The sequence below is a fragment of the Citromicrobium bathyomarinum genome (genome assembly GCF_038594485.1).
Lineage (GTDB): Bacteria > Pseudomonadota > Alphaproteobacteria > Sphingomonadales > Sphingomonadaceae > Alteriqipengyuania > Alteriqipengyuania bathyomarina_A.
In genome coordinates this window covers 399,094-421,157 of record NZ_JBCFZG010000001.1, presented here as the reverse complement: position 1 = coordinate 421,157, position 22,064 = coordinate 399,094, and the positions used below count along the sequence as shown (strand labels likewise).

The following is a 22,064-nucleotide window of genomic DNA, read 5'->3' as shown; positions in this document are numbered from 1 at the left end:
ATGGCGCGGAAAATCACCGGCGCGGCGTTCCTGTCGCTCGACGGGGTGATGCAGGCTCCTGGCGGCCCGACAGAAGACCCCACCGGCGGCTTCGATCAGGGCGGCTGGGTCTTCAAGCTGTGGGACGAGGGTATCGACGAGACGCTCGGCGCGCTGTTCACCCCGCCCTACGACCTGCTGCTGGGACGGCGCACCTACGATATCTTCGCCGCCTACTGGCCCTATGCCGATGGCGAGAACAAGCCCATGGGGGAAGCCTTCGACGCGGCGAACAAGTACGTGATGACGCGCGGCGACCAGCCGCTCGACTGGCAGAACAGCCACCGGATGCGCGGGGTGGAAGACGTGGCGGCTATCAAGCAGACCGAGGGGCCAGACCTCGTCATCCAGGGGTCGAGCGAGATCTATCCCGCGCTCCTCGCCGCAGGGCTGATCGATACGCTGATCACGATGACCTATCCGGTAATCCTCGGTCGTGGGAAGCGCCTGTGGGGCGAAGGCACTCCGGTCGACAAGCTGGAGATGACCGATCACCGCGTCACTGCGAAAGGCACGGTCGTCGCGACCTACAGGCCGGGCGGCACGCTGCCACCCTACCCCGACGAAGCGCCGATACCGATCACCAGCGACCGGGAGCTGGAGCGGCGCAAACGGATCGAAGACGGAACCTGGTGATGGAGCTCTACGGCCACCCCTTCTCCTCCTACACTTGGAAGGGCCTGATCCCACTATACGCCTACGACATCCCCTTCACCTTCCGCGAGGTGAACCCGATGGAGCAGAACGAAGCTTATGCCTTCGTTCAGTCGGCCCACCCGGTGGGCAAATTCCCGGTGCTGGTCGACGGCGATCATAGCGTGTGCGAAGCGACCGCGATCGCCGAATATCTCGCCGCGCGTGACCCGGAAGCTGCGGCGCTGATCCCCGCCGATCCGATCGAGGCGGCACGTGCGCGGATGATGGACCGCTTTTTCGATCACTACGTCATGGACGTCGGTCAGCTGGTCGTAAACGCTTGCATCTCCAACCCCGAAAACCCCGATCAGACACAGGTCGAAGCGGGGAGGAAGGGCCTGCTTCGCAGCTATGCCTGGCTCGAGGACTGGCTCGCGAAACACGATCTGCCGCCCCACGTCTCGCTGGTCACCTGCGCCGCAGCGCCTTCGCTGTTCTACGCCGACTGGATCGAGCGCATTCCGGCCGATTGCCCGCGCGTCGCCGCGCTTCGTGCGGAAATACTGGCGCTGCCTGCGGTGGCGCGGTGCGTCGACGATGCGCGGCCCTACCGCCACTACTTCCCGCCCGGCGCACCCGACCGGGATTGAGCGGATCAGGTGAAGACGCGGCTCTTCCTGAGCAGCTGATACGCCTCGACCACCCGGCCCAGCCGCGCCTCGTGAGTGCGATCACCCCCATTGCGGTCGGGGTGGTAGCGGCGCACGAGCTCCGAATAGCGCTGACGCAAACGTTTGCGGTCGGTCTCCACGCCGAGCCCAAGAACGTCCAGCGCCTTCGCCTCTTCCTTCGAGAAACGCCCGTCCATCGCCATTTCCGTCTCGCGCCGGGCGCGGCTCTTGATGCCGCCCGCACGCGCGGAAATCGCATCGAGCGGATCGTCGAACTCGCCCCAGCGCGGCATCCCGTCGACTGGGCCGCTCGCGCGAAACGCAGGTGTTTCGGTCTGCCACCCTGCCGAGGGCGATTGCGCGCGCAGGATTTCCTCCGCGCTCATCCCTTCGAACCAGTCGTAACCGGCGTTGAACTCGCGTATGTGCTCAAGGCAGAACCAGCGCCACTGGCCCGGCCCGTCGAAACTGTTGCCGTAAACGCCGGGGGCGCGAAATTCGCCCGGCTCGTCGCATGTGGGGTGGGCGCAAAGTCTGCCGTTCGCTTCGTAGCGACCATGGAACCGGGTCTGACGCATAGCGCTTTAGGATGGGCAGCGCAGACGCAAATTGCAAAGGGATAGAACGAGAAAATGGCACAATCCGTAGCTCAGGAGATGGAGCAACTGCTGCGCGAGGCGTTCTCCCCTACGAAGCTTGAGATCGTCAACGACAGCGCCAGGCACCGCGGCCATGCGGGCGATGACGGCACCGGGGAATCGCATTTCACGATTGTGATCGAGGCCCCCGCCTTCGTCGAGAAATCGCGGCTTGAGCGGCAGCGGATGGTCAACGGGGCGCTGGGCGACATTCCCGGCGACCGGGTCCATGCACTGGCGATCAAGGCCACTGCGCCGAGCCATCCGGGCTGATCCGATGGCCTACGATCTCTGGTACTGGCCGGGCATTCAGGGTCGCGGCGAATTCGTACGGCTGGCGCTTGAGGCTGCGGGCGTCGAATATCGCGACCGCGCGCGCAACGAAGGAGCGGAGGGACTGGTCGACGATCTAAACCAGCGCAGCGGCATCCGCCCATACGCCCCGCCCTACCTCGTAGATGGCGATTTCTGCATCGCGCAGGTCGCGCATATCCTCGCCTGGGCGAGCGAAAAGCATGGCTTCGGCGCTGGCGATCTCGATGGCGATCTGCAGCTCATTATGCTGCAACTGACCGTCAGCGATATCGTCGCCGAAGCGCATAACGTCCATCATCCGATCGCGGGCGACCTGTATTACGAGGAGCAGAAGGAAGCAGCGGCGCGCGCGGCGAAGAATTTCCGCGAGCAGCGTATCCCCAAGTACTTTCGCTATTTCGAGGATGCGCTGTCGGCCAATGAAGGCCCCTTCGTGCTGCGCGAGAAGTGGAGCCATGTCGACACTTCGCTCTTCCAGCTGGTCGAGGGGCTGCGCTACGCCTTCCCCATCCGCATGAAGGCGGTCGAGGGCGATTATCCGCTCCTGATCGCCTGCCATGACGCGGTGGCGCAGCTTGGCGGCATCAACGACTACCTTGCCTCAGACCGCCGCATCGCTTTCAACGAAGACGGCATCTTCCGCCACTACCCGGAGCTCGACGACCAATGACCGGACCCATCGAAGCCACGATCACCCCCACCAACCACGACCTCGGCGACTTCGAGGTGCGGCGTGCGCTGCCATCGAAGCAGCGGCGCATGGTCGGGCCTTTCATCTTCGTCGACGAGTTCGGCCCCGCGCACCTGCCATCGGGCGGCGGAATGGACGTGCGCCCGCACCCGCACATCAACCTCGCCACGGTGACCTGGCTGTTCGAGGGCGCGATCGACCATCGCGACAGTATCGGCACCTTTTCCACCATCCGCCCCGGCACGGTAAACCTGATGACCGCCGGCAGCGGAATCGTGCATTCCGAACGCTCCCCCGAAAGCGAGCGCACCGGCGGACCGCGCATGTTCGGGATGCAGACCTGGCTCGCGCTGCCCGACGGACGCGAGGAGATCGATCCCGCCTTCGAAGCGATCGCCAATCTGCCGGTGATCGAGGATGCCGGCGCGCGTGCCATCGTCATCATGGGCGATCTGTGGGGAGAGAGCGCCAAGACCACGACCTACGCCGACACGATCTACGCCGAAATCGTGCTCGCCCCCGGTGGCCAGCTGCCGATCGATACACCTGCGGACGAGCGCGCGCTGATGGTGGTCGATGGCGAGGCCACGCTCGATGGAATGGAACTGCCGCTTTACACGCTGGTCGTCATCAAGCCCGGCGATTGCCCTGCGCTGCGATCCGGGAAAGGCGGCCGCGTGATGTTGCTCGGCGGGGAGAGCTTCAAGACCGAACGCCACGTGTTCTGGAACTTCGTGAGCTCCGACCGCGAGCGGATCAACCAGGCGAAGAAAGACTGGAAGGCGGGCAATTTCCCCAAGGTGCCGGGTGATGAGGAAGAATGGATTCCTTTGCCCGAGAAGCCCAAGACGGTGACCTACCCTTGAGCTTCGCAGGAAAAACCGCGTGGATCACCGGTGCCTCGTCGGGCATTGGCGCCGCGCTCGCGCGAACATTGAGCAGCGACGGCGCCAGTGTCATCCTGTCTGGCCGTGACGAGGCCCGGCTGGCACAAGTGGCGCAGGACTGCGATAGCAAAACGCTGCTGCTGCCGTTCGATGTGCGTGACGAAGACGCGATGCATGTCGCGACCGAGAAGGCCATCGACTGGCAAGGCGGCATCGATCTTTTCGTCGCCAACGCGGGAATTTCGCAGCGCAGCCGCGCGACGCAGACTGCCATGCAGGTCTACCACGACATTATTGACATCGATCTGACCGCCCAGATCGCCGCCTCGCAGGCTTTGCTGCCTCACTTCGCCGGGCGCGGGAGCGGGCACCTGGTCTTCATCTCCTCGGTCGCGGGCAAGATCGGCATTCCGTTGCGAACCGCCTATTGTGCGGCGAAGCACGGGCTCGTCGGATACGCCGACGCGCTGCGGGCCGAACTCTCGCAAACGGGTGTGTCGGTACATGTCGCATGCCCCGGATCGGTGGCAACCAATGTCAGCCGCAATGCGCTGAGCGCCGACGGTTCGCCGCGCGGGCGCAGCGACAGCGTGATCGACAACGGAATGCCACCGGAAGAGGCCGCACAGCGCATCCTCGACGGCGTAGCCAGGGGCGAGCGCGAAATCATAGTCGCTCGTGGCGGTGAAAGCAGCTGGGGCGAGCAGCGCCGCACGCCCGACGACCTGTTCGATCAGGTCGCGGCGATGGTTGCGAATGGTTACATGGAAACGATCGAGGCGGAGGGGTGATGATGGATTTGAAGCGTGTGAAGCTGGCGAACGGGATCGAGCTGGATGTGATAGACGAAGGGCCGAAGGACGCCCCAGCGCTCATGTTCCTCCACGGATTTCCCGAAAGCCACCGCACCTGGCGGCACCAGATCGCGCATTTTTCCGATCGCTTCCGCTGCATAGCACCCGACCAACGCGGCTATCGCGGGTCGTCCAAGCCGCAGGAGGTGGAAGCTTACCGGCCGGACAAGCTGATCGGCGATATCTTCCTGCTAGCGACCGAGCTGGGTGTCGATGAGTTCACCATCGTCGGCCACGACTGGGGCGGCGCGATCGCCTGGGGTGTGGCCCTGATGGGTCAGAAAGGGATCGGCACGGGCCGCGTCAGCCGCGCGGTGATCGCCAATGCTCCCCACCCTGCCATCTTCCAGAAACTGCTGTTCACCGATCCGCATCAGCGCGAGAGCAGCCAGTATATCCGGGGATTTCGCAACACCGACAACGACGCTCTGGTGAGAGAACACGGGCTCGCCGCGATCCTGATGAAGGAGATCAAATGGGATCGGCCCAGCGCAATGGAGCCGGAGGAGCGCGAGGCCCTCTTGCAGGACTGGCAGGATCGCGAAGCCGCCTTCGGAATGCTCAACTGGTATCGTGCGAGCCCGATGATCGTGCCGCCAATGGATGCGCCCTTCGAACTGCCCGCCGATTACAAGCCGCCGCAGCTGCCGAATCTGGCAATCCCCACGCTCGTCATCTGGGCGATGGACGACATCGCGCTGCCGCCGGGCAATATGGTGGGGATGGAGGATATCATCGACGACCTGACCATCGAAAAGGTCAGCGGCTGCGGCCACTTCGTCCCGTGGGAAGCCCCGGAAAAGTTCAACGCGGCGATGGATGCCTTCCTGGCGCGAACCGCCTAGTCAGCCTTCCCACTCGACCCATGCGCCGTGAGGATGGGCAACGCCGAGCCGCTGCCAGTCCTCACCGCCCCCTTCGCTACCGGCCCAATAGCGCACGGATAGCTCGTGCCGGTGGGTATCGCGATTGGCTTCGAGCGAGATCCACGCCAGCGGTGCGTCTGGCATGGATCTCGCACCTGCGGCCTCGATCGCCGCGGTCACTTTTTCGCGCTGATACTCGGGCACATATTGCCACACGACCGAGTGCATGATGACACGGGTCACGCCTGACTCGGCAGGCTCGGCGAGAACCCCCTCAACGAAGACATCAGCGGTTTCTCGCGCGACCTCGGGCGGCATGGTGTTGGCCGCCGCGATGGCAGCGTCCATCCTCGCGAATCGTTCGGTAAATTCGGGCCAGATATAGGCCTTGAGCCTCAGCGCCTGTGCCGGATCGGTCAGGTCGACCGGGGCAATGTCGCACCCGCGTGCGGCGACGATGTCGTAGTGGGTGTCGGGCGGCGGCGAGCCCCGCCATTCGGGCGCCAACCGCATCTGCGCGCCCTTCGGCCCGGCGGTCACTCCGCCAAGATCGAAGAAATAGCGGCGCATCATCAGGTTGATCCCCGCGCTCGATCCGATCTCGTTGAGCGCGAATTTTCCCGGGAGACCCTTGTCCACCAACCAAAGCATCGCGGCGGCATAGGCCCAGCTGCGTCCAGCTTCGTTCGTCTGCGGCGGCCCGTCGAGCCACGGCATCAGAAATGCCTCGTTCCGCTCAATCGCATCGGCAACCAGTTCGGCCGCATTGCTGACGCGCTGTTCGAGGTAGATCGCCGATAGTGCCGGGTCCTGATCGGCCAAATGCAAGGCATGCAAGCCACCGGCAATGCGCAACGGCAGCGCATCGGCCAGCGGCGGCCCCGCCCATCTGCGCACGCGGCGCATTACCGCCCCGCCGCGCTCGGTCTCCAGCAAGTCACCCAGCGCTTGGCAGATCGTGGCAGTGATGGGGGCGCCATTGTCGCGGCAATAGGCGACCTGGTTGGCAAAGGCGCGCTGTACCGCCTCGAAGCCTTTTGCCTGCGGATCGACCAGTTCGTATTTCGCTTTGCCGGCTGCCATAACTCGCGCGCAATTGCCCTTTCGTCTCGCTCGCCCTATCTGGCGCCCATGCCGCAAAGCGACCTCACATTTGCCGTGCCCAAGGGCCGACTGCTCGACGATGCCTTGCCCGTCATGGAGCGCGCGGGCGTCGTGCCCGAGCCGGGCTTTCACGACAAGACCAACCGTGCACTATGCTTCGCAACGGAACGCCCCGATCTACGCCTGATCCGGGTGCGCGCGTTCGACGTAGCGACCTTCGTGGCGCATGGTGCGGCACAGATCGGGATCGTCGGCTCCGACGTGATCGAAGAATTCGACTACTCGGACCTTTACGCACCGGTCGATCTGGACATCGGCCATTGCCATCTGGCGGTGGCACAGGCTGTCGGTGAGGATGCCAGCCCGATCAGCAGCCACGTGCGCGTTGCGACGAAATATCCGAACATCACCCGCCGCTATTACGAAAAGCAGGGCGTGCAGGCCGAATGCGTCAAGCTGAACGGCGCGATGGAGCTGGCCCCCTCGCTCGGCCTCGCGCGGCGTATCGTCGATCTCGTGTCGACCGGGCGCACGCTCAAGGAAAACGGCCTGGTCGAAACCCAGCCAATTCTCGACATTACCGCGCGCCTGATCGTAAACCGTGCTGCGTTGAAAACCGATAGCCGCGTGGCCGATCTGGTGGAGGCTTTCCGCCGCGAAGCCGACGCCCGCCTGCAAGCGAAGGCGGCCGCCTGATGCAAGTCCTCGATGCAACCGCACCCGATTTCGCAGTTAAGTTCGATCGCCTGGTGCATTCCCGCCGGGAAAGCGGCGATGACATTACCCGCGATGTGGCGGACATCATCGCCAAGGTGCGTGCGCAAGGCGACAGGGCACTCGCGGAACTGAGCATCCGCTTCGATGGTCACACGCTGTCGTCGGAAGACGACTGGCGCATTCCTTCATGGCGCTGCGAACAGGCGTATAGCGAGCTGGATGGCGAGCTGCGCGATGCGCTCGACCTCGCGGCGGCGCGCATCCGCTCCTATCACGAGGCGCAAAAACCCAATCCGCGCGATTATACCGACGATGCCGGAGTGCGGCTGGGCCATCGCTGGAACGCGGTCGACGCTGCGGGGCTCTACGTCCCCGGCGGGCGCGCTGCCTACCCATCCTCGCTGCTGATGAACGCGATCCCTGCGCGGGTCGCTGGGGTGGAACGGCTAGTGGCGGTCACGCCGACGCCCCGGGGAGAATCGAACCCGCTGGTCCTGGCTGCGGCTCACATTGCCGGGATCGACGAGATCTGGCGCGTCGGCGGCGCGCAGGCGATCGCCGCGCTGGCTTACGGCACTGAGAAGATCGCCCCGGTCGACGTCATCACCGGCCCCGGCAATGCGTGGGTCGCGGAAGCCAAGCGGCAGGTGTTCGGCACGGTCGGGATCGACATGATCGCGGGGCCGAGCGAAATTCTCGTGATCGCGGACGACAAGAACGATCCCGAATGGATCGCCGCCGACCTGCTCAGCCAGGCCGAGCACGATCCCAGCTCGCAATCGATCCTCATCACCGACAGCGCCGATTTCGCAGCGCAGGTCGAAGATCAGGTCGACGTGCAGGCGGCAATGCTCGCCACCGGCAAGACCGCGCGCGCCGCGTGGGATGCGCATGGCGCGCTGATCGTGGTTCCCTCGCTCGACGACGCGGTACCACTCGCCAACCGGCTCGCTGCCGAACATGTGGAGCTGGCGGTCGACGATCCCGAAGCGCTGTTCGCCAAGCTGCGCCACGCGGGAAGCGTGTTTCTTGGGCGAATGGTGCCCGAAGCGGTCGGCGATTATGTGGCTGGCCCTAACCACGTCCTGCCCACCGGTCGCCGCGCGCGTTTTGCCAGCGGTCTGTCGGTGCTCGATTTCATGAAGCGGACCAGTTTTATCGAGGCGAATGCCGATGCGCTCGCCCAAATTGGCCCCGCAGCTATCGCCCTTGCCGAAGCCGAAGGGCTCCCGGCCCATGCCCAGTCCATAAGATTGCGATTGAAGTAATGTCCCACCAACGTTCTACCGCCCGCTCCGCCGCGCGCCTCGCCGCTGTACAGGCTCTCTACCAGCGCGACATGGAGGGCACTGGCCTTCCCAAGCTGCTCGACGAATTTCACCAGCACCGTCTGGGTCGCGAGATCGAGGGCGACACCTACGCCGATGCCGAGGTGCCCTTCTTCGACGATGTCGTGCGCGGGGTGGATGCAAGGCGCGAGGAAATCGACCTGCAGCTAAGCGAAAAGCTGGCCGAGGGCTGGAACCTCAAGCGACTCGACAAGACGATGCTGCAGGTGCTGCGCTGCGGCACTTACGAACTCATCGCGCGTGCAGACATTCCGACCGGTGCGGTCATCAGCGAATATGTCGACGTCGCGAAGGCGTTCTTCGACGATCGCGAGGCGAAGTTCGCCAACGGCGTGCTCGACGCTGTGGCCAAGGCCGTTAGGTAAATTCTGCAACCAGAAAACCGTTCATGCTGAGCTTGTCGAAGCATCGTCCTTCTTGAAGTAAAGTGCGGCCCTTCGACAGGCTCAGGGTGAGCGGTTAGGAGGTTGGATGACCGAACTCGATTTCATCGCCGCCCTTCGCGCGCTGGCCACGCAACCCTCCGCGCGAGGGTTGTCGGACGATGCGGCAGTGCTCGAATTCGGCACTGAGACGCTGATCCTGACCAAGGATATGATGGTCGAAGGCGTACACTGGCTGCCGCAGCAATCGCTCGCCGACGTGGCGTGGAAGCTGGTAGCGGTGAACCTGTCCGATCTTGCCGCCAAGGGTGCAGAGCCGGTGGGCGTCATGCTCGGCTATTCGCTTGCGACCAACAATGCTGCATTCCTGACGGGGCTCGAGGAAGCGCTTACGGCATTCGATGTGCCGCTGCTGGGCGGCGATACGGTGGCAGTCGAGAAGTCGCGCACCTTCAGCCTGACCGCTCTGGGCCGTGCAACCCACACACCCGTGCCATCGCGCAGCGGCGCGCAGCCCGGCGACCACGTCTGGCTATGCGGATCGGCGGGCGGCGCGATGATGGGGTTCGATGCGGTGAGCGGGCTTGCGGATGCGGACGAGAGGCCCTTCACCCGCCCGACGCCGCGTCTGGCAGAGGGGCGTGCGCTGGCCCCACACGTGACTGCGATGATGGATGTTTCGGACGGCGTGCTGCTCGACGCCTGGCGAATGGCGAAAGCGAGCGGTGCGCGATTTGCTATCGACAGCGCGAGCGTCCCAATTGCAGCACCCGAAAGCCGCCGCGACGAAGCGCTGCGGTGGGGGGAAGACTACGCCCTCCTTTTCACCGCGCCAAGCGGTGCCGATCTGCCCGTCCCGGCAACCCGCATCGGCACCGTGATGGAAGGCGGGCCAGAGCCACTCGTGCTCGATACGAAGATCATCGATGGCCCCGAGGGGCTCGGCTACCAGCACTGAATAGCGCCGCGTCACATTCGTGAAGTGTGCAGAAACGCTACGAGGGCTTGCGCCTTCATGCGTGCCCTTATAGCCCTACTCCCCTTCAATTGCCCACAATAAGGGCGAGCATCCGAATGCTGTTCGGTACATAACCTGGGGAGGTAAGGCGTGGAACTTGTTCTGGTCGCTATTGGACTTGGCCTGTTGGCCATCATCTACGGAATATTTACGAGCCGACAGGTTCTCGGTGCCGGAGCGGGCAACGAGAAGATGCAGGAAATTGCCGGCGCCATTCAGGAGGGCGCGCGCGCTTACCTAAACCGCCAGTACACCACCATCGCCATCGTCGGCGTCGTGGTCTGCGCACTGGTCTTCTTCCTCCTCAACTGGATCGCAGCCGCCGGTTTTCTGATCGGTGCGGTGCTTTCGGGCGCGGCGGGCTATATCGGGATGAACATCTCGGTGAAGGCCAACGTGCGCACCGCCGCAGCCGCGCAAAGCGGGTTGCAGCAGGGCCTGACGCTGGCGTTCCGCGCCGGTGCGATCACCGGGCTTCTGGTGGCCGGCTTGGCACTGCTCGCCATTGCAGGCTTCTTCTACTTTCTCGCAGGGGCCTTGGGCTTCGAGGCGAACAGCCGCGAAGTCGTGGACGGCCTCGTCGGTCTCGCCTTCGGCGCCTCGCTGATCTCTATCTTCGCGCGTCTGGGCGGCGGTATCTTCACCAAGGCGGCGGACGTCGGTGCGGACCTTGTCGGCAAGGTCGAAGCTGGCATTCCCGAGGATGACCCGCGCAACCCCGCCGTTATCGCGGACAATGTGGGCGACAATGTTGGCGACTGCGCGGGCATGGCGGCCGACCTTTTCGAAACCTATGTCGTGACCGTGGGCGCGACGATGGTGCTCACCGCGCTGCTGCTCGGCGGCACGCTCGGCGCGCTCCTGCTGCCGATGATGTCGCTGCCGCTGCTGATCGGCGGGGCGTGCATCGTCACCTCGATCATCGGCACCTACTTCGTGAAGCTTGGTAGCAAGCAGAACATTATGGGCGCGATGTACAAGGGTTTCATCGTCACCGCAGTTCTCTCGATCCCGGCGATCTACGCCGTAATGACTTGGGCTCTGGGCGACATGAACGCCCTGATCGGGGCGAACGTCGTCAGCGAAACTGCGACGGTTGCGCTGGGCGACACGCTGGTGACCGAAGGCGCTGCCGAAGTCGTCGGCGGCTTCACCGGCATGGACCTGTTCTGGTGCTCGATGCTGGGCCTCGTCATCACCGGCCTGATCATCTGGATCACCGAGTACTACACCGGAACCGAGTATCGCCCGGTCCGCTCGATCGCCAAGGCTTCGGAAACCGGCCACGGCACCAACGTGATCCAGGGCCTCGCCATCAGCCTCGAGGCGACCGCGCTGCCGACGCTGGTAATCGTTGCCGGGATCATCATCGCCGACCTGCTCGCAGGACTCGTCGGGATCGCCTACGCGGCGACCGCGATGCTGGCGCTGGCGGGGATGGTCGTGGCGCTCGACGCCTATGGGCCGGTCACCGACAATGCCGGCGGGATCGCCGAAATGGCAGGGCTGGACGACTCGGTTCGCGAGAAGACTGACGCGCTGGATGCGGTGGGCAACACCACAAAGGCCGTGACCAAGGGCTACGCCATCGGTTCGGCGGGCCTCGCCGCGCTCGTACTCTTCGCCGCCTACACCACCGACCTCACCGAGTTCTTCCCGGGCGTCACGGTGGACTTCAGCCTGAAGAACCCGTTCGTGATTGTCGGGCTGCTGCTGGGCGCACTGCTGCCCTACCTTTTCGGCGCGATGGGCATGACCGCCGTGGGCCGCGCAGCGGGCGACGTGGTGAAGGACGTGCGTGAGCAGTTCGCTGCAGACAAGGGCATCATGGAAGGCACCAGCCGCCCCAACTACGCCCGCACCGTGGATCTGGTGACGCGAGCGGCGATCAAGGAAATGATCGTTCCGTCACTGCTGCCGGTGCTGGCACCGGTGGTGGTCTACTTCGTCATCACGCTGATCGCAGGTCAGGCCAACGGCTTCGCCGCTCTCGGCGCGCTGTTGCTGGGTGTGATCGTCGGCGGTCTGTTCGTCGCGCTTTCCATGACTGCCGGTGGCGGCGCGTGGGACAACGCGAAGAAGTACATCGAGGATGGCAATCATGGCGGCAAGGGCTCCGATGCCCACCATGCCGCAGTCACCGGCGATACCGTGGGCGATCCCTATAAGGACACCGCGGGCCCGGCGGTGAACCCGATGATCAAGATCACCAACATCGTCGCGCTGCTCTTGCTCGCAGCACTGGCGGCAGGGGCCGCCGGATAACCGACGCCTGACAGGCGAACGACACAAGGGGCGCGGTTCCAATCGGGGCCGCGCCCCTCCCTTTGCCAGCCGTCCATTTCGCGCGCCGATTTAAGCAAATCCTAGTGAATCCCGCTTAGGCTTAACGCCACGGTAAGGGCTGATCGCTGGGAAGGGCATCGGGCTGCGATGGTCTTGATTGACACGGAATTCGACGATGCCAGCGGCTCGGCGCCACGGCTGCTGGTCGCGCCCTGGCTCAACGCAGCTCTTGGCGACGCCGAATGGGACACGCTGGCAGCCAGCGCGGCGGAGCCCAACCCCTTCTTCGAACGGCCTTTTCTGCGCGCTTCGCTGGACGCCTTCGATCCGCAAGGCGAGGTCAAGCTTGCGCTATTGAGAATCGACGACAAGCTCGCCGGGCTTCTCCCGCTGCATTACCCGCGCACCTATTACGGGCGCCCCATCCCGCATGTTGCCAGCTGGCTGCACGACAATGCCTTTTGCGGCGTGCCGCTGATCGCGCGTGGCTTCGAAACGATATTCTGGTCGATGTTGCTGCGCTGGGTGGACCAAAACCCAGGCCTTGCCGCCTTCCTGCACCTCCCGAGCATACCGGAAAGCTGTGCGCCGGACGCCGCGCTGGGCGTGCTGACGCAGGAGGATAGCCGCGCGAACGGCGTGGTCGAACGCGAGGTCCGCGCGCTCCTTGCGTCCAACCTCTCGCCCGACGACTACTTCGAACAATCGCTCTCGACCAAGAAGCGCAAGGAATTGCGGCGGCAAGCGCGTCGTCTTGCCGAACAGGGCGAGGTGACGGTGGATCGCGCCGAAACCCCCGAGGCCATCGGCGTCTTCGCGGACACATTCCTCGCCCTCGAAGCGGCCAGCTGGAAAGGTCGGGCCGGTTCATCGCTTGCGAACGATCCAGCGTGCGCGCGGTTCTTTCGCGAAAGCTTGATTGGCGCAGCACAGGGCGGTCGCGTCGAAGGCCTGTCCCTGCGCCTCGATGGCGAGGCCATTGCGATGCTAGTGACCTTCTTCGCTCCCCGCGGCGCGTTCAGTTTCAAGACCACTTTCGACGAACGTTTCGCCAGATTTTCGCCGGGCGTCCTCCTCCAGAAGGAAAACCTCGCCCTGCTCCAGCGCGAAGGGATCGACTGGTGCGATAGCTGCGCGGCGCCGGACCACCCGATGATCGACCATTTCTGGCGGGAACAGCGCAGCGTCGTGTCACGCAACATCGCCATCGGCGGTGCCCTCCGCCGCGCACTGGGTGGGCGCCTGATCGCCTTCGAATCCGCAAGACACGCGATGCCGAAGACTACGGAGAGTTAATCGCAATGAATGCCGTAAGCAGCTTCCCGCAGGATAACCATTCGGCCCAGCCCGATCGCGTCTTTCCCGAAAGCGCGCGCGAAACCTTTGCCGCGGCCTATCCGGAGCAACCGCATGTGCTCGAACATCGGCTGAAAGATCATCCACTGCTGCGGCTGGACGCGCTTGCCGAGCTTGCTGGACGCCTGCCGGAGAGCTCGATCGAGTATAATCGCGGCGATCTTCCGATCGGTGTCGATGGCAAGCCAGGCCAGACCGGCCTTTCCATTGCCGATACGATCCGCCGGATCGCCGAGGCGAACAGCTGGGCCGTGCTCAAGAACATCGAGCAGGACGATGGCTATCGCGCGCTCCTGCACAATCTGCTGGAGGAATTGCGTCCCGAAATCGAAGCGAAGACAGGCGAAATGCTCACGCCGCAGGGCTTCGTGTTCATCTCCAGCCCGAACGCAGTCACGCCCTACCATTTCGACCCCGAGCACAACATCCTGATGCAGCTGCGCGGCAGCAAGACGATGACGCAGTTCCCTGCCGGCGACGCGCGCTATGCGCCCGACGAGGTGCATGAGGGCTATCATCTCGGCGGACCGCGCGAACTGACCTGGAAAGACGAGCTGGCGCAAGGCGGAGTGGAATACCGCATCGGCGCCGGGCAGGCGCTGTTCGTGCCGGTCATGGCACCGCACTTCGTACGCAATGGCCCGGAAAGCTCGATCTCGCTGAGCATTACTTGGCGTTCGGACTGGAGTTATGCGGAAGCGGACGCGCGTGGCCTCAACCGGGAATTGCGGCGGCTCGGCCTCAATCCGCGTGCGCCGGGCCGCTGGCCCGCAAGCAATCGGACAAAGGCCCTCGCGTTCCGCGCTATCCGCAAGATGGGCATGATCCGCTGAGGTCTCACGTTGACCTGAACGTAAAGCCGTCGCACAGATGTGCAGATGACAGATAGTGCTTCCCGAAACCTCGATTTCGATAATGTCGAGCGCCCCACTCCCGCAGAACTGACCGCGCAGCTTGTCGACCTGCTGACAGTCGAGAAGATCGACAACGACAGGTTCCGGGGCAGGCCGCAGGTGGACGGGATCGGCCGCGTCTTCGGCGGCCAGGTGATCGCGCAAGGGTTACAGGCGGCGCAGGCCAGCATCGGCGACGGAAAGGTGGCGCATTCGCTGCACGCCTACTTCCTGCGTGGCGGCGAGGAAGGTCCTCCCATCGATTACACGATCGCGCGCGACTTCGACGGACGGAGCTTTGCAAACCGGCGCGCAGTGGCGAGCCAGGACGGTACCCCGATCCTGAATTTGACCGCCAGTTTCCAGACACCCGAAGACGGGCTCGCGCATGAGAACATGCCCTTCCCCCATGTCGCCGATCCTGAAACGCTCAAATCCGACTACCAGCTGCGCCGCGAGATCTTTGCCGACAAGCTCGACCTGATGAGCGAAGGCCAGCGCCGCTTCATGGTCCGCCCCCGCCCGATCGAGATGCGCCCGACCGACGGGTTGCACTGGATGAGCACGACCCCGCGCACCCCCAAGTCGCAGACCTGGTTCAAGACGGTCGGCAAGCTACCCGACGATCCGGCCTTGCACCGGGCGGTGATCGCATATGCGAGCGACTACACGCTGCTCGGCACGGCGGCGATCGCCCACGGGCTTTCGTGGATGCGTGGCGAACTGGTCGGCGCCAGCCTCGACCACGCGATCTGGTTCCACGCGCCTGCGCGCGCAGACGAGTGGCTGCTCTACGATACCGACAGCCCCTGGTCCGGCAACGGGCGCGGCTATAATCGCGGACGCATCTTCACCGAAGGCGGCACGCTGGTCGCCAGCGTTGCGCAGGAAGGCATGATGCGTAAGCGGCGGTCCAAAGCCAACTAATGGCGATTGCGGAACGCCTTCGCCCAAGGCCCGTTCGCGCTTCATGGATTTCGAAAAACAGCAGCAAGCCTTCCGGACCAGCAAACCATCGCTGATCGGGCGCGGTTTCGAAAAAATTACCAGCCCTGTGGGCGGAGCGGTCGCCGGGTTCATACCCAATGGGCTTGTTCGCGGTGTCTTGCAGGGCATCGATCAGGCAGTCGGGACCCCGCAGCTGGTAAAGTTCGATCACGACCTGACCGACCTGAAGGCCTGTCAGGACGCCGCCGAGCGCGTCGCCATCGCGACGCGCGCGATCAGCGGCACGACCGGAGCGGCATCGGGCATCGGCGGCATCCTGACCATGGGGCTGGACATTCCGGCGACCATCGCCCTCGCGCTGCGCTGCATCCGCGATACGGGCCGGGCCTATGGCTACGATGGCAAGGGCGCGCGCGAGCGGCTGTTCCGCCTTCAGGTACTCGAACTGGCGAGCCTCAACGACAAGAAGCAGCGCGCCGAACGCATTGCTGCGCTCGAAGCCGGAATTGGACCCGACGGCAACCTGTCGGAAGTGCCGCCCGAAGAAATCGACCCGGTGATTGAACAGGCGATCGAGCGCGTCTCGCGTGCCCTGGCCATCGCACTGTTTCGTCGCCGTGTGGGTGCGGTCGTGCCGTTGGTGGGCTCGGTGATCGGCGGCGCGGTCAACGTGTCGTTTCAGGGCGATGTCGGCGAGGCCGCGCGCTTCGCTTTTCAGGAACGTCGCCTGCGCGCGGGCAACGCATAAGCCTTCAGAGCAAGGTTTGATCCGCAGCGGATTCGCTGCATAAGGGCCCCGTAATCGGGAGTCCGAACCACTATGAATTTTGCCAAGACCGGAGCGCTGCTGCTCCTGCCATGCGTCCTGTCCGCCTGCGCGCATCTCGCTACGGACGAAGCTTCTCCGCAACCGACCGTGGCGGCCGAAGCACCGGTTGAAGCGGCTCCCATCGACTTTGATGCTGCGTTGACGCGGACAATGCAGGCCTACGATTCAACCGGTATGGTCGCTGCCGTTTCGAAGGACGGCACAACCATCTGGCAGGGCGCGGACGGCCTCGCCGAGGAAGGCACCAACCGCCCCGTTACACAGGATATGCTGTTCCCCATCGCCAGCATTTCCAAGGCGTTCACCACCACCGCACTCGCCATGCTGGTGCAGCGCGGAGAGGTGAAGTGGGACGAGCCCATTCGCACCTATATCCCCGAATTCGCGATGTACGATCCGTGGGTGAGCGAGCACTTTACAGTGCGCGATGCTCTGACGCACCGCTCTGGCCTGCCGCTTGGCGCGGGCGACCTGCTGATCAGGCCCGACGGCAACGCCGAGCCGGAAGACGTCATCAAGGCGCTCCCGCTGCTGCGCCCAACCGCCGGGTTCCGGTCCGAATATGCCTACGACAACCTGCTGTACGTGGTCGCGGGCGAGATCGTAGAGAGGGTCTCGGGCAAAAGCTGGGCCGACTTCGTCACGGACGAGATTCTCAAGCCGGTCGGCATGGAGCGCTGCGTGGCGGACAAGAGCCGCATCCCTGCAGGGGCGCGCTTCGTTACCGGGCACGAGCGTGCCGCAGGCGCGGATGCAGGCGTTCCGATCGACGAACGCCTCGCCTTCTCCGAAACCTGGAACGCAGCTGGCGGCATCTGGTGCGACACTGCGGGAATGATGAAGTGGGGCAACTTCTGGATCGACGGAGGCGTGACCGAGGACGGGACGCGTCTGCTCGACGAGAAGCAGGTGCGCGAAGTGTGGCAGGGCGTCACCCCCACCGGCGTCAATGGTCGTCTTCGCGCGGCGGGCCTATCGCACCTTTCCGAATATGCTCTGGGCTGGAACACGCAGGATTTCGCCGGCAGGCTGCTCGTCAGTCACGGCGGCGGCGCGCCCGGCGTGGTCAGCAACTTCATGATCATCCCGGAAGAAAAGCTGGTTCTGTTCAGCGCGACCAACGATTATCGCGGCGCGCCTTCGACATTCAACTACGCCGTTGCGGTCGCGTTGTTGGGTCATCCCGAGTACGATTTCATTACCGACTGGGGTGGCGCCTTCGCCAAGGCAGAAGCCGAAGGCACGCAGCTGATCGCCGATACCTCGGCGAGCGCGCCCGAAAACGCTGCCCCGCCCAGCCTGCCGCTATCCGCCTATGTCGGCACCTATCATGACCCGTGGTACGGCGATGTCACCATCCGCATGACAGCCCCGGATCGCCTGTTCATCGATATGGGCCGCAGCGAAATTCTCGATGGCGACCTGACCCACTACGATGGCGATCGCTTCGCGGCATTCTGGCCCGACAGCTCGCTCAAAGCCGACGCCTTCGTCGATTTTTCGATCGAGAACGGCAAGGTGACGGGAATGAAGATGAAGGCGATTTCGGACCTGACCGACTTCTCCTACGACTTCCACGATCTCGATCTGAAGCGCGTCGCGAATTGATGTGAAAAGCGGGCCAGCTCCTCCGTGGAGCTGGTCCGCTTCGTATTCAAAGGCAGCCCGTCAGTGAGGCACCTGCATGAAATCGAGGAAATTGGTCCGCAGCACCTTGTCTGCGTTCTTGCGCCAGAATTCGGATGAATCGAGCGCGCGCCTGAAATTGTCGAGGTAGCGACTGGCACCGGCCTGCTGCCCGAGCATGATCCAATCCGATCCGAAGGTGAGGAAATTGCCTTCGTCACCTACATCCTTGCAGACGCGTTCCAGCGCATTGAGGAAATACCGCAGCACGCCCTGGTTGTCCTCCAGGATGTCGATGTCGTAGCTGAGATCGAAGTAGACGCGCGCCTTGGGCTCCCCTCCGACCTGCTCGACATTCAGTTTCATCAAGTCTTTGAAGGCGCCTAGATCGTAGACGTAGTATCCGAAGTGACCGAGACAAAGCCTGAGCGGGCGACCTAACTCTGAAAAAGTCTGTTCGACCCTGGGCACCCAGTTGCGGATCAGCGCCTTCCTCGCAGAATTGCTCATGGCATCATTGCTCGGTGAGGCGTGTGCCATGATCGGCACATCTTCTTCCGCGCAGAACTTGAAGAACCCATCGAGCGAAGCGTCCAGACTGGTCCCAAGCTTGCTCAGCGGCCAGCCATTGTCGTCCCACCAACGCTTTACCTCGATCTCCGCCCGCTGCTCACGTGGTTCATTCGTCGGCAGCACGGGTTCGACGTTTTTGTCCGGCTGAAATCCCATCGGAGGATAAAGCTTGAAACCGGCGATCTTGTGCGCCGCATTCGAACCCGGTTCACGGCCAGCACGATACCATTCCTTCATGGTCTCGAATGTGGTCCCCTTTCCGCTCGAAAGTCTTTCGCCCGCGTCCTTGAGAGGATCGAATCCGGCAAAGGTGTGGAGACGCGGCCAGCCCGGGATGGATTCGGTACGCGCGGCGTAGGCCGTCCAGAATTCCACTTGCTGCGCATTTGTAGAATTACCGAGCGGACGATCGCCCAGCCACCGATCATAGTCCACCAGCAGGTTGCTCACATGCGTCACCTGGCTTCCGCCGGAAGGAATCGTGTTGAGATACCTCCGAACGTGCGAGCAGCGCGATTGGCACATCACGAAAACCCATTTGATGATCGCTTTGACGTCGACCGATGACTGCGCTGCGTATGCAACCATCGCTTCCGGCAAATCGAGCGAGTCCGGCAAGGTGCGCTGCGGCGCATCCCTGCCCTGCCGCGCGATATCTTCGTACACCTGCGGGTCGATCCTGACGTGATCGTCGTTCAGAGTGCGGCGCGTTCCGTAGTCGAAAGCTCCGAGCAGCGTCGCGAGATAGAAATAGCTGTCTGCAAGACTCTCGGTCGGCCTGCGCTCGGCAAAAGGCAGCGAACCGGCTTCGTTGATCACCCGTTCCTGCCGTTTTGCAGCGGTGCGCGCGAACTCGTCTTCCTGAATTTCATCGCGGCCGAACAGTTCGCCCGATCGCAAGTGCTTGATTTCCGAGGAAGCCGAGACCGACAGGCGTTTGGCAATCCACAGGGCCATGTCGGCGAGCGCCAATACAACCTCGGGCAGGTTCGGTGCATATACGGGCACGATTACGTAACGGACGAAATTATGTACCGGGAGATCCGCTCCGTTGAAGAAATGCGCATGAGCATCCGAGATAGGGCTGCTAACTGGCAAAGAATCCGGGAACTTGCAGCTAACGCACCCGCCAAGTGTTGCCGCGCTTGATGCGGCCATGAAATTGCGTCGATTGAGCATGACTTTCTCCCCCAAGAAACCATGTTCAAGAATACACAAAAGTTCTCGCGAGACGACCCCGCGTAATCACGGATAGGTGAGCGAGCGGGTCACGACCAGTCAGCTGGCCCCGGCGTGATAGAAATCGAACACCTGCTGCGCGACCGCATCGCTGATCCCGGGCGCGCGCTTTAGGTCGTCGAGCGCCGCCGCGCGCACCTTGCCCGCAGTCCCGAAATGCAGCAGCAGCGCGCGCTTTCGCGCGGGGCCGATGCCGGGGATTTCGTCCAGCGGCGAGGCGGTGATCGCGCGGCTGCGCTTCGCCCGGTGCGCACCGATCACGTAGCGGTGGACCTCGTCTCGCAGGTTCTGGAGGTGGAACAGCAGCGGCGAATTGACCGGCAGCGTTTTCTCCCGTCCGTCTGGGAAGTGGAACACCTCGCGCCCTTCACGGCCATGGTCGGGCCCCTTGGCGATCGCGATCAACGGCACGTTGTCGATGCCCATTTCGGCGAGCGTATCGCGCACGGTCGACATCTGCCCCTTGCCGCCATCGAGCAGGACGAGATCGGGCCAGACTGTCTCGTGGCTGTTGCGTTTGCCTTCCTCCCCATCGGGATTTTCGGCAAGATTGCGGAAGCGGCGCTGCATGACCTCGCGCATCATCCCGAAATCGTCGTTGGTCTGCGCGGTCTTGATGTTGAACTTGCGGTACTGGCCTTTTTCGAACCCTTCCGGCCCCGCGACCACCATCGCGCCGACTGCCTTGGCGCCCTGGATATGCGAGTTGTCGTAAATCTCGATCCGCTGGGGCGGCTCTTCCAGTTCGAGGAATTCGGCCAGATCGCGGTTGAGCTTGGCCTTGGTGCCCGACTCCGCGAGCCGCCGGTCGAGCGCGTCGACCGCATTGCGCTGCGTCTGCTCCATCAGCCGCCGCCGGTCGCCGCGCTGCGGCACTGAAATCTCTACCTTGTGTTCGGCCATCTCGCACAGCGCCTGCGCCAGCAGTTCGCCCTCGGGCAGCGCGCGGTCGACCAGCACGGTGCGCGGCGGGGGTACTTCTTCGTAAAATTGCATGATGACGCGGGCGAGGACCTCGTCCTTGTCCACATCCTGGGTGTGCGTCGGGAAGAAGGCGCGGTGGCCCCAGTTCTGCCCGCCGCGGATGAAAAACGCCTGCACCGCGATCTGGCCACCCTTGGCGGCAAGCGCGAATACGTCCGCATCGCCTACCCCGGTCGCGTTCACCGCTTGCGCGCCCTGAATGAAGGTCGCCGCCCGCAACCGGTCGCGCAGGATTGCTGCGGTTTCAAAGTCGAGCTTTTCCGCCGCCTGTGCCATCTGCTTTTCGAGGTCCAGCTGCACCGCAGAGGACTTCCCGCCGAGAAAGTCCTTTGCCTGCTGGACCAGCTCTTCGTAGCCGGCCTCGTCGATCCGGCCGACGCACGGCGCCGAGCAGCGCTTGATCTGGTAAAGCAGGCACGGCCGGTCTCGGTTGGAGAAAAAGCTGTCCGTGCAGGACCTCAGCAGAAACAGCTTCTGCAGCGCATTCAGCGTCTTGTTGACCGAACCCGCGCTCGCAAACGGGCCATAATAATTGCCCTTCGCGCGTCGCGCCCCGCGATGCTTGTGGATGCGGGGGAAGGCGTGGTCGGCGCGCAGCAGGATGAAGGGGAAGCTCTTGTCGTCGCGCAGCAGCACGTTGAACGGCGGGCGGTAGCGCTTGATAAACTGCGCTTCGAGCAGCAGCGCGCCAGCCTCGGAATTGGTGGTGACGATCTCCATGCTGCGCGTCTGGCTGACCATCCGCTGCAACCGGTTGGTCAGCGCGCCCACCTGCGTGTAATTCGCCACCCGCGCCTTCAGGCTGCGCGCCTTGCCGACGTAGAGCACGTCGCCGCGCGCATCGAGCATCCGGTACACGCCCGGACGCGGCGGCAGTGTTTTCACCGTTTCGCGGATCGCGTGGACGCCCGCTTCAAGGTCAGGCTGCGCGCTCGCGACTGTATAGGCGGCGCGTTCCTCGTTGAAGCGCTCCTTGCCGCGCGGATCGTGCGGCCGATTGGCTTTGGATTCAGCCGGTGTACGGGAGGGCGGGCGAGCCATGCGCGCCTAGATAGGCGGCACCCACCACTCATGCCAGCGCGTTGGGCAGGTTATCCGCTCGGGTCGTCAGTTCGGTCAAAATGGCGACAGTCTGGCTATCCAAGCCCCTCCACGAACCTTT

Annotated in this window: 21 protein-coding genes; 17 read left to right on the top strand and 4 right to left on the bottom strand. The window is 63.8% G+C overall.

What is annotated here, in order from left to right:
• A complete protein-coding gene (locus AAG591_RS02070; protein ID WP_342529253.1) occupies window positions 1-675 on the top strand; it encodes a dihydrofolate reductase family protein in 675 nt (224 codons plus the stop codon).
• Complete coding sequence (locus AAG591_RS02065) at window positions 675-1,325, top strand: glutathione S-transferase family protein (RefSeq protein WP_342529251.1); 651 nt, start codon at window positions 675-677, stop codon at window positions 1,323-1,325. Before AAG591_RS02070 ends, AAG591_RS02065 begins: the two co-directional genes overlap by 1 nt.
• A 5-nt stretch (window positions 1,326-1,330) precedes the next feature.
• Here AAG591_RS02065 and AAG591_RS02060 read toward each other — a convergent pair whose 3' ends face one another.
• Window positions 1,331-1,924, bottom strand: a complete 594-nt coding sequence (locus tag AAG591_RS02060) for a J domain-containing protein (RefSeq protein ID WP_342529249.1) — start codon at window positions 1,922-1,924, stop codon at window positions 1,331-1,333.
• A 54-nt stretch (window positions 1,925-1,978) separates the two neighbouring features.
• Here AAG591_RS02060 and AAG591_RS02055 point away from each other — a divergent pair, with 54 nt between their 5' ends.
• The 5 genes from AAG591_RS02055 to AAG591_RS02035 are packed head-to-tail and all read left to right on the top strand — an operon-like array spanning window position 1,979 to window position 5,576.
• A complete protein-coding gene (locus tag AAG591_RS02055; protein WP_342529247.1) occupies window positions 1,979-2,257 on the top strand; it encodes a BolA family protein in 279 nt (92 codons plus the stop codon).
• 4 nt (window positions 2,258-2,261) lie between these two features.
• A complete protein-coding gene (locus tag AAG591_RS02050; protein WP_342529245.1) occupies window positions 2,262-2,969 on the top strand; it encodes a glutathione S-transferase in 708 nt (235 codons plus the stop codon).
• Window positions 2,966-3,856 (top strand): pirin family protein, encoded by an 891-nt coding sequence (locus AAG591_RS02045; RefSeq protein ID WP_342529243.1) that lies wholly within the window; start codon window positions 2,966-2,968, stop codon window positions 3,854-3,856. The genes AAG591_RS02050 and AAG591_RS02045 overlap by 4 nt, the downstream gene beginning before the upstream one ends.
• On the top strand, window positions 3,853-4,668 hold the full coding sequence (locus AAG591_RS02040; protein ID WP_342529241.1) for an SDR family NAD(P)-dependent oxidoreductase: 816 nt from the start codon (window positions 3,853-3,855) through the stop codon (window positions 4,666-4,668). Before AAG591_RS02045 ends, AAG591_RS02040 begins: the two co-directional genes overlap by 4 nt.
• Entirely contained in the window at window positions 4,668-5,576 is a 909-nt protein-coding gene (locus AAG591_RS02035; RefSeq protein ID WP_342529240.1) for an alpha/beta fold hydrolase, read from the top strand. Before AAG591_RS02040 ends, AAG591_RS02035 begins: the two co-directional genes overlap by 1 nt.
• On the opposite strand, the gene AAG591_RS02030 is transcribed toward AAG591_RS02035, so the two are convergent.
• A complete protein-coding gene (locus tag AAG591_RS02030) occupies window positions 5,577-6,680 on the bottom strand; it encodes a DUF2332 domain-containing protein (protein ID WP_342529239.1) in 1,104 nt (367 codons plus the stop codon).
• Window positions 6,681-6,728: 48 nt separating this feature from the next.
• Between AAG591_RS02030 and hisG the strand changes: the two genes are divergently transcribed.
• The 10 genes from hisG (at window position 6,729) to AAG591_RS01980 (ending at window position 18,088) form a co-directional block, all read left to right on the top strand.
• Entirely contained in the window at window positions 6,729-7,397 is a 669-nt protein-coding gene (gene hisG / locus AAG591_RS02025) for an ATP phosphoribosyltransferase (RefSeq protein WP_342529238.1), read from the top strand.
• Window positions 7,397-8,686, top strand: a complete 1,290-nt coding sequence (gene hisD / locus AAG591_RS02020) for a histidinol dehydrogenase (RefSeq protein WP_342529236.1) — start codon at window positions 7,397-7,399, stop codon at window positions 8,684-8,686. The genes hisG and hisD overlap by 1 nt, the downstream gene beginning before the upstream one ends.
• Window positions 8,686-9,132: a transcription antitermination factor NusB gene (nusB, locus tag AAG591_RS02015; RefSeq protein WP_342529234.1), complete on the top strand. Its 447-nt coding sequence runs from the start codon at window positions 8,686-8,688 to the stop codon at window positions 9,130-9,132. Before hisD ends, nusB begins: the two co-directional genes overlap by 1 nt.
• Window positions 9,133-9,238: 106 nt before the next feature.
• A complete protein-coding gene (thiL, locus tag AAG591_RS02010; protein WP_342529232.1) occupies window positions 9,239-10,108 on the top strand; it encodes a thiamine-phosphate kinase in 870 nt (289 codons plus the stop codon).
• A 150-nt stretch (window positions 10,109-10,258) separates the two neighbouring features.
• Window positions 10,259-12,433: a sodium-translocating pyrophosphatase gene (locus AAG591_RS02005; protein WP_342529231.1), complete on the top strand. Its 2,175-nt coding sequence runs from the start codon at window positions 10,259-10,261 to the stop codon at window positions 12,431-12,433.
• 168 nt (window positions 12,434-12,601) lie between these two features.
• Window positions 12,602-13,750 (top strand): GNAT family N-acetyltransferase, encoded by a 1,149-nt coding sequence (locus AAG591_RS02000; RefSeq protein ID WP_342529229.1) that lies wholly within the window; start codon window positions 12,602-12,604, stop codon window positions 13,748-13,750.
• Window positions 13,751-13,755: 5 nt separating this feature from the next.
• On the top strand, window positions 13,756-14,643 hold the full coding sequence (locus tag AAG591_RS01995; RefSeq protein WP_342529228.1) for a transcriptional regulator: 888 nt from the start codon (window positions 13,756-13,758) through the stop codon (window positions 14,641-14,643).
• A 45-nt stretch (window positions 14,644-14,688) separates the two neighbouring features.
• The gene (locus AAG591_RS01990) at window positions 14,689-15,630 is read left to right on the top strand and encodes an acyl-CoA thioesterase (protein ID WP_342529227.1); all 942 of its coding nucleotides are present in this window, start codon (window positions 14,689-14,691) and stop codon (window positions 15,628-15,630) included.
• Window positions 15,631-15,673: 43 nt separating this feature from the next.
• Window positions 15,674-16,399 (top strand): EcsC family protein, encoded by a 726-nt coding sequence (locus tag AAG591_RS01985; RefSeq protein ID WP_342529225.1) that lies wholly within the window; start codon window positions 15,674-15,676, stop codon window positions 16,397-16,399.
• 72 nt (window positions 16,400-16,471) lie between these two features.
• Complete coding sequence (locus AAG591_RS01980; protein WP_342529224.1) at window positions 16,472-18,088, top strand: serine hydrolase; 1,617 nt, start codon at window positions 16,472-16,474, stop codon at window positions 18,086-18,088.
• A gap of 60 nt (window positions 18,089-18,148) precedes the next feature.
• Here AAG591_RS01980 and AAG591_RS01975 read toward each other — a convergent pair whose 3' ends face one another.
• Both AAG591_RS01975 and uvrC read right to left on the bottom strand, forming a co-directional pair.
• Window positions 18,149-19,858 carry an amidohydrolase family protein gene (locus AAG591_RS01975; protein ID WP_342529223.1) on the bottom strand — a complete coding sequence of 570 codons (1,710 nt, stop codon included), beginning with the start codon at window positions 19,856-19,858 and terminating at the stop codon, window positions 18,149-18,151.
• A gap of 99 nt (window positions 19,859-19,957) precedes the next feature.
• On the bottom strand, window positions 19,958-21,943 hold the full coding sequence (gene uvrC / locus AAG591_RS01970; protein ID WP_342529222.1) for an excinuclease ABC subunit UvrC: 1,986 nt from the start codon (window positions 21,941-21,943) through the stop codon (window positions 19,958-19,960).
• Between the last annotated feature and the right edge of the window lie 121 nt (window positions 21,944-22,064).

Coding starts and splice junctions, on each gene's coding strand:
- AAG591_RS01980 (WP_342529224.1), top strand. CDS start 16,472: ATGAATTTTGCCAAGACCGGAGCGCTGCTGCTCCTGCCATGCGTCCTG.
- AAG591_RS02050 (WP_342529245.1), top strand. CDS start 2,262: ATGGCCTACGATCTCTGGTACTGGCCGGGCATTCAGGGTCGCGGCGAA.
- hisG (WP_342529238.1), top strand. CDS start 6,729: ATGCCGCAAAGCGACCTCACATTTGCCGTGCCCAAGGGCCGACTGCTC.
- nusB (WP_342529234.1), top strand. CDS start 8,686: ATGTCCCACCAACGTTCTACCGCCCGCTCCGCCGCGCGCCTCGCCGCT.
- AAG591_RS02035 (WP_342529240.1), top strand. CDS start 4,668: ATGATGGATTTGAAGCGTGTGAAGCTGGCGAACGGGATCGAGCTGGAT.
- AAG591_RS02045 (WP_342529243.1), top strand. CDS start 2,966: ATGACCGGACCCATCGAAGCCACGATCACCCCCACCAACCACGACCTC.
- AAG591_RS02060 (WP_342529249.1), bottom strand. CDS start 1,924: ATGCGTCAGACCCGGTTCCATGGTCGCTACGAAGCGAACGGCAGACTT.
- AAG591_RS01985 (WP_342529225.1), top strand. CDS start 15,674: ATGGATTTCGAAAAACAGCAGCAAGCCTTCCGGACCAGCAAACCATCG.
- AAG591_RS02000 (WP_342529229.1), top strand. CDS start 12,602: ATGGTCTTGATTGACACGGAATTCGACGATGCCAGCGGCTCGGCGCCA.
- thiL (WP_342529232.1), top strand. CDS start 9,239: ATGACCGAACTCGATTTCATCGCCGCCCTTCGCGCGCTGGCCACGCAA.
- AAG591_RS02065 (WP_342529251.1), top strand. CDS start 675: ATGGAGCTCTACGGCCACCCCTTCTCCTCCTACACTTGGAAGGGCCTG.
- AAG591_RS02030 (WP_342529239.1), bottom strand. CDS start 6,680: ATGGCAGCCGGCAAAGCGAAATACGAACTGGTCGATCCGCAGGCAAAA.
- AAG591_RS01975 (WP_342529223.1), bottom strand. CDS start 19,858: ATGCTCAATCGACGCAATTTCATGGCCGCATCAAGCGCGGCAACACTT.
- AAG591_RS01995 (WP_342529228.1), top strand. CDS start 13,756: ATGAATGCCGTAAGCAGCTTCCCGCAGGATAACCATTCGGCCCAGCCC.
- AAG591_RS01990 (WP_342529227.1), top strand. CDS start 14,689: ATGACAGATAGTGCTTCCCGAAACCTCGATTTCGATAATGTCGAGCGC.
- AAG591_RS02055 (WP_342529247.1), top strand. CDS start 1,979: ATGGCACAATCCGTAGCTCAGGAGATGGAGCAACTGCTGCGCGAGGCG.
- AAG591_RS02070 (WP_342529253.1), top strand. CDS start 1: ATGGCGCGGAAAATCACCGGCGCGGCGTTCCTGTCGCTCGACGGGGTG.
- uvrC (WP_342529222.1), bottom strand. CDS start 21,943: ATGGCTCGCCCGCCCTCCCGTACACCGGCTGAATCCAAAGCCAATCGG.
- hisD (WP_342529236.1), top strand. CDS start 7,397: ATGCAAGTCCTCGATGCAACCGCACCCGATTTCGCAGTTAAGTTCGAT.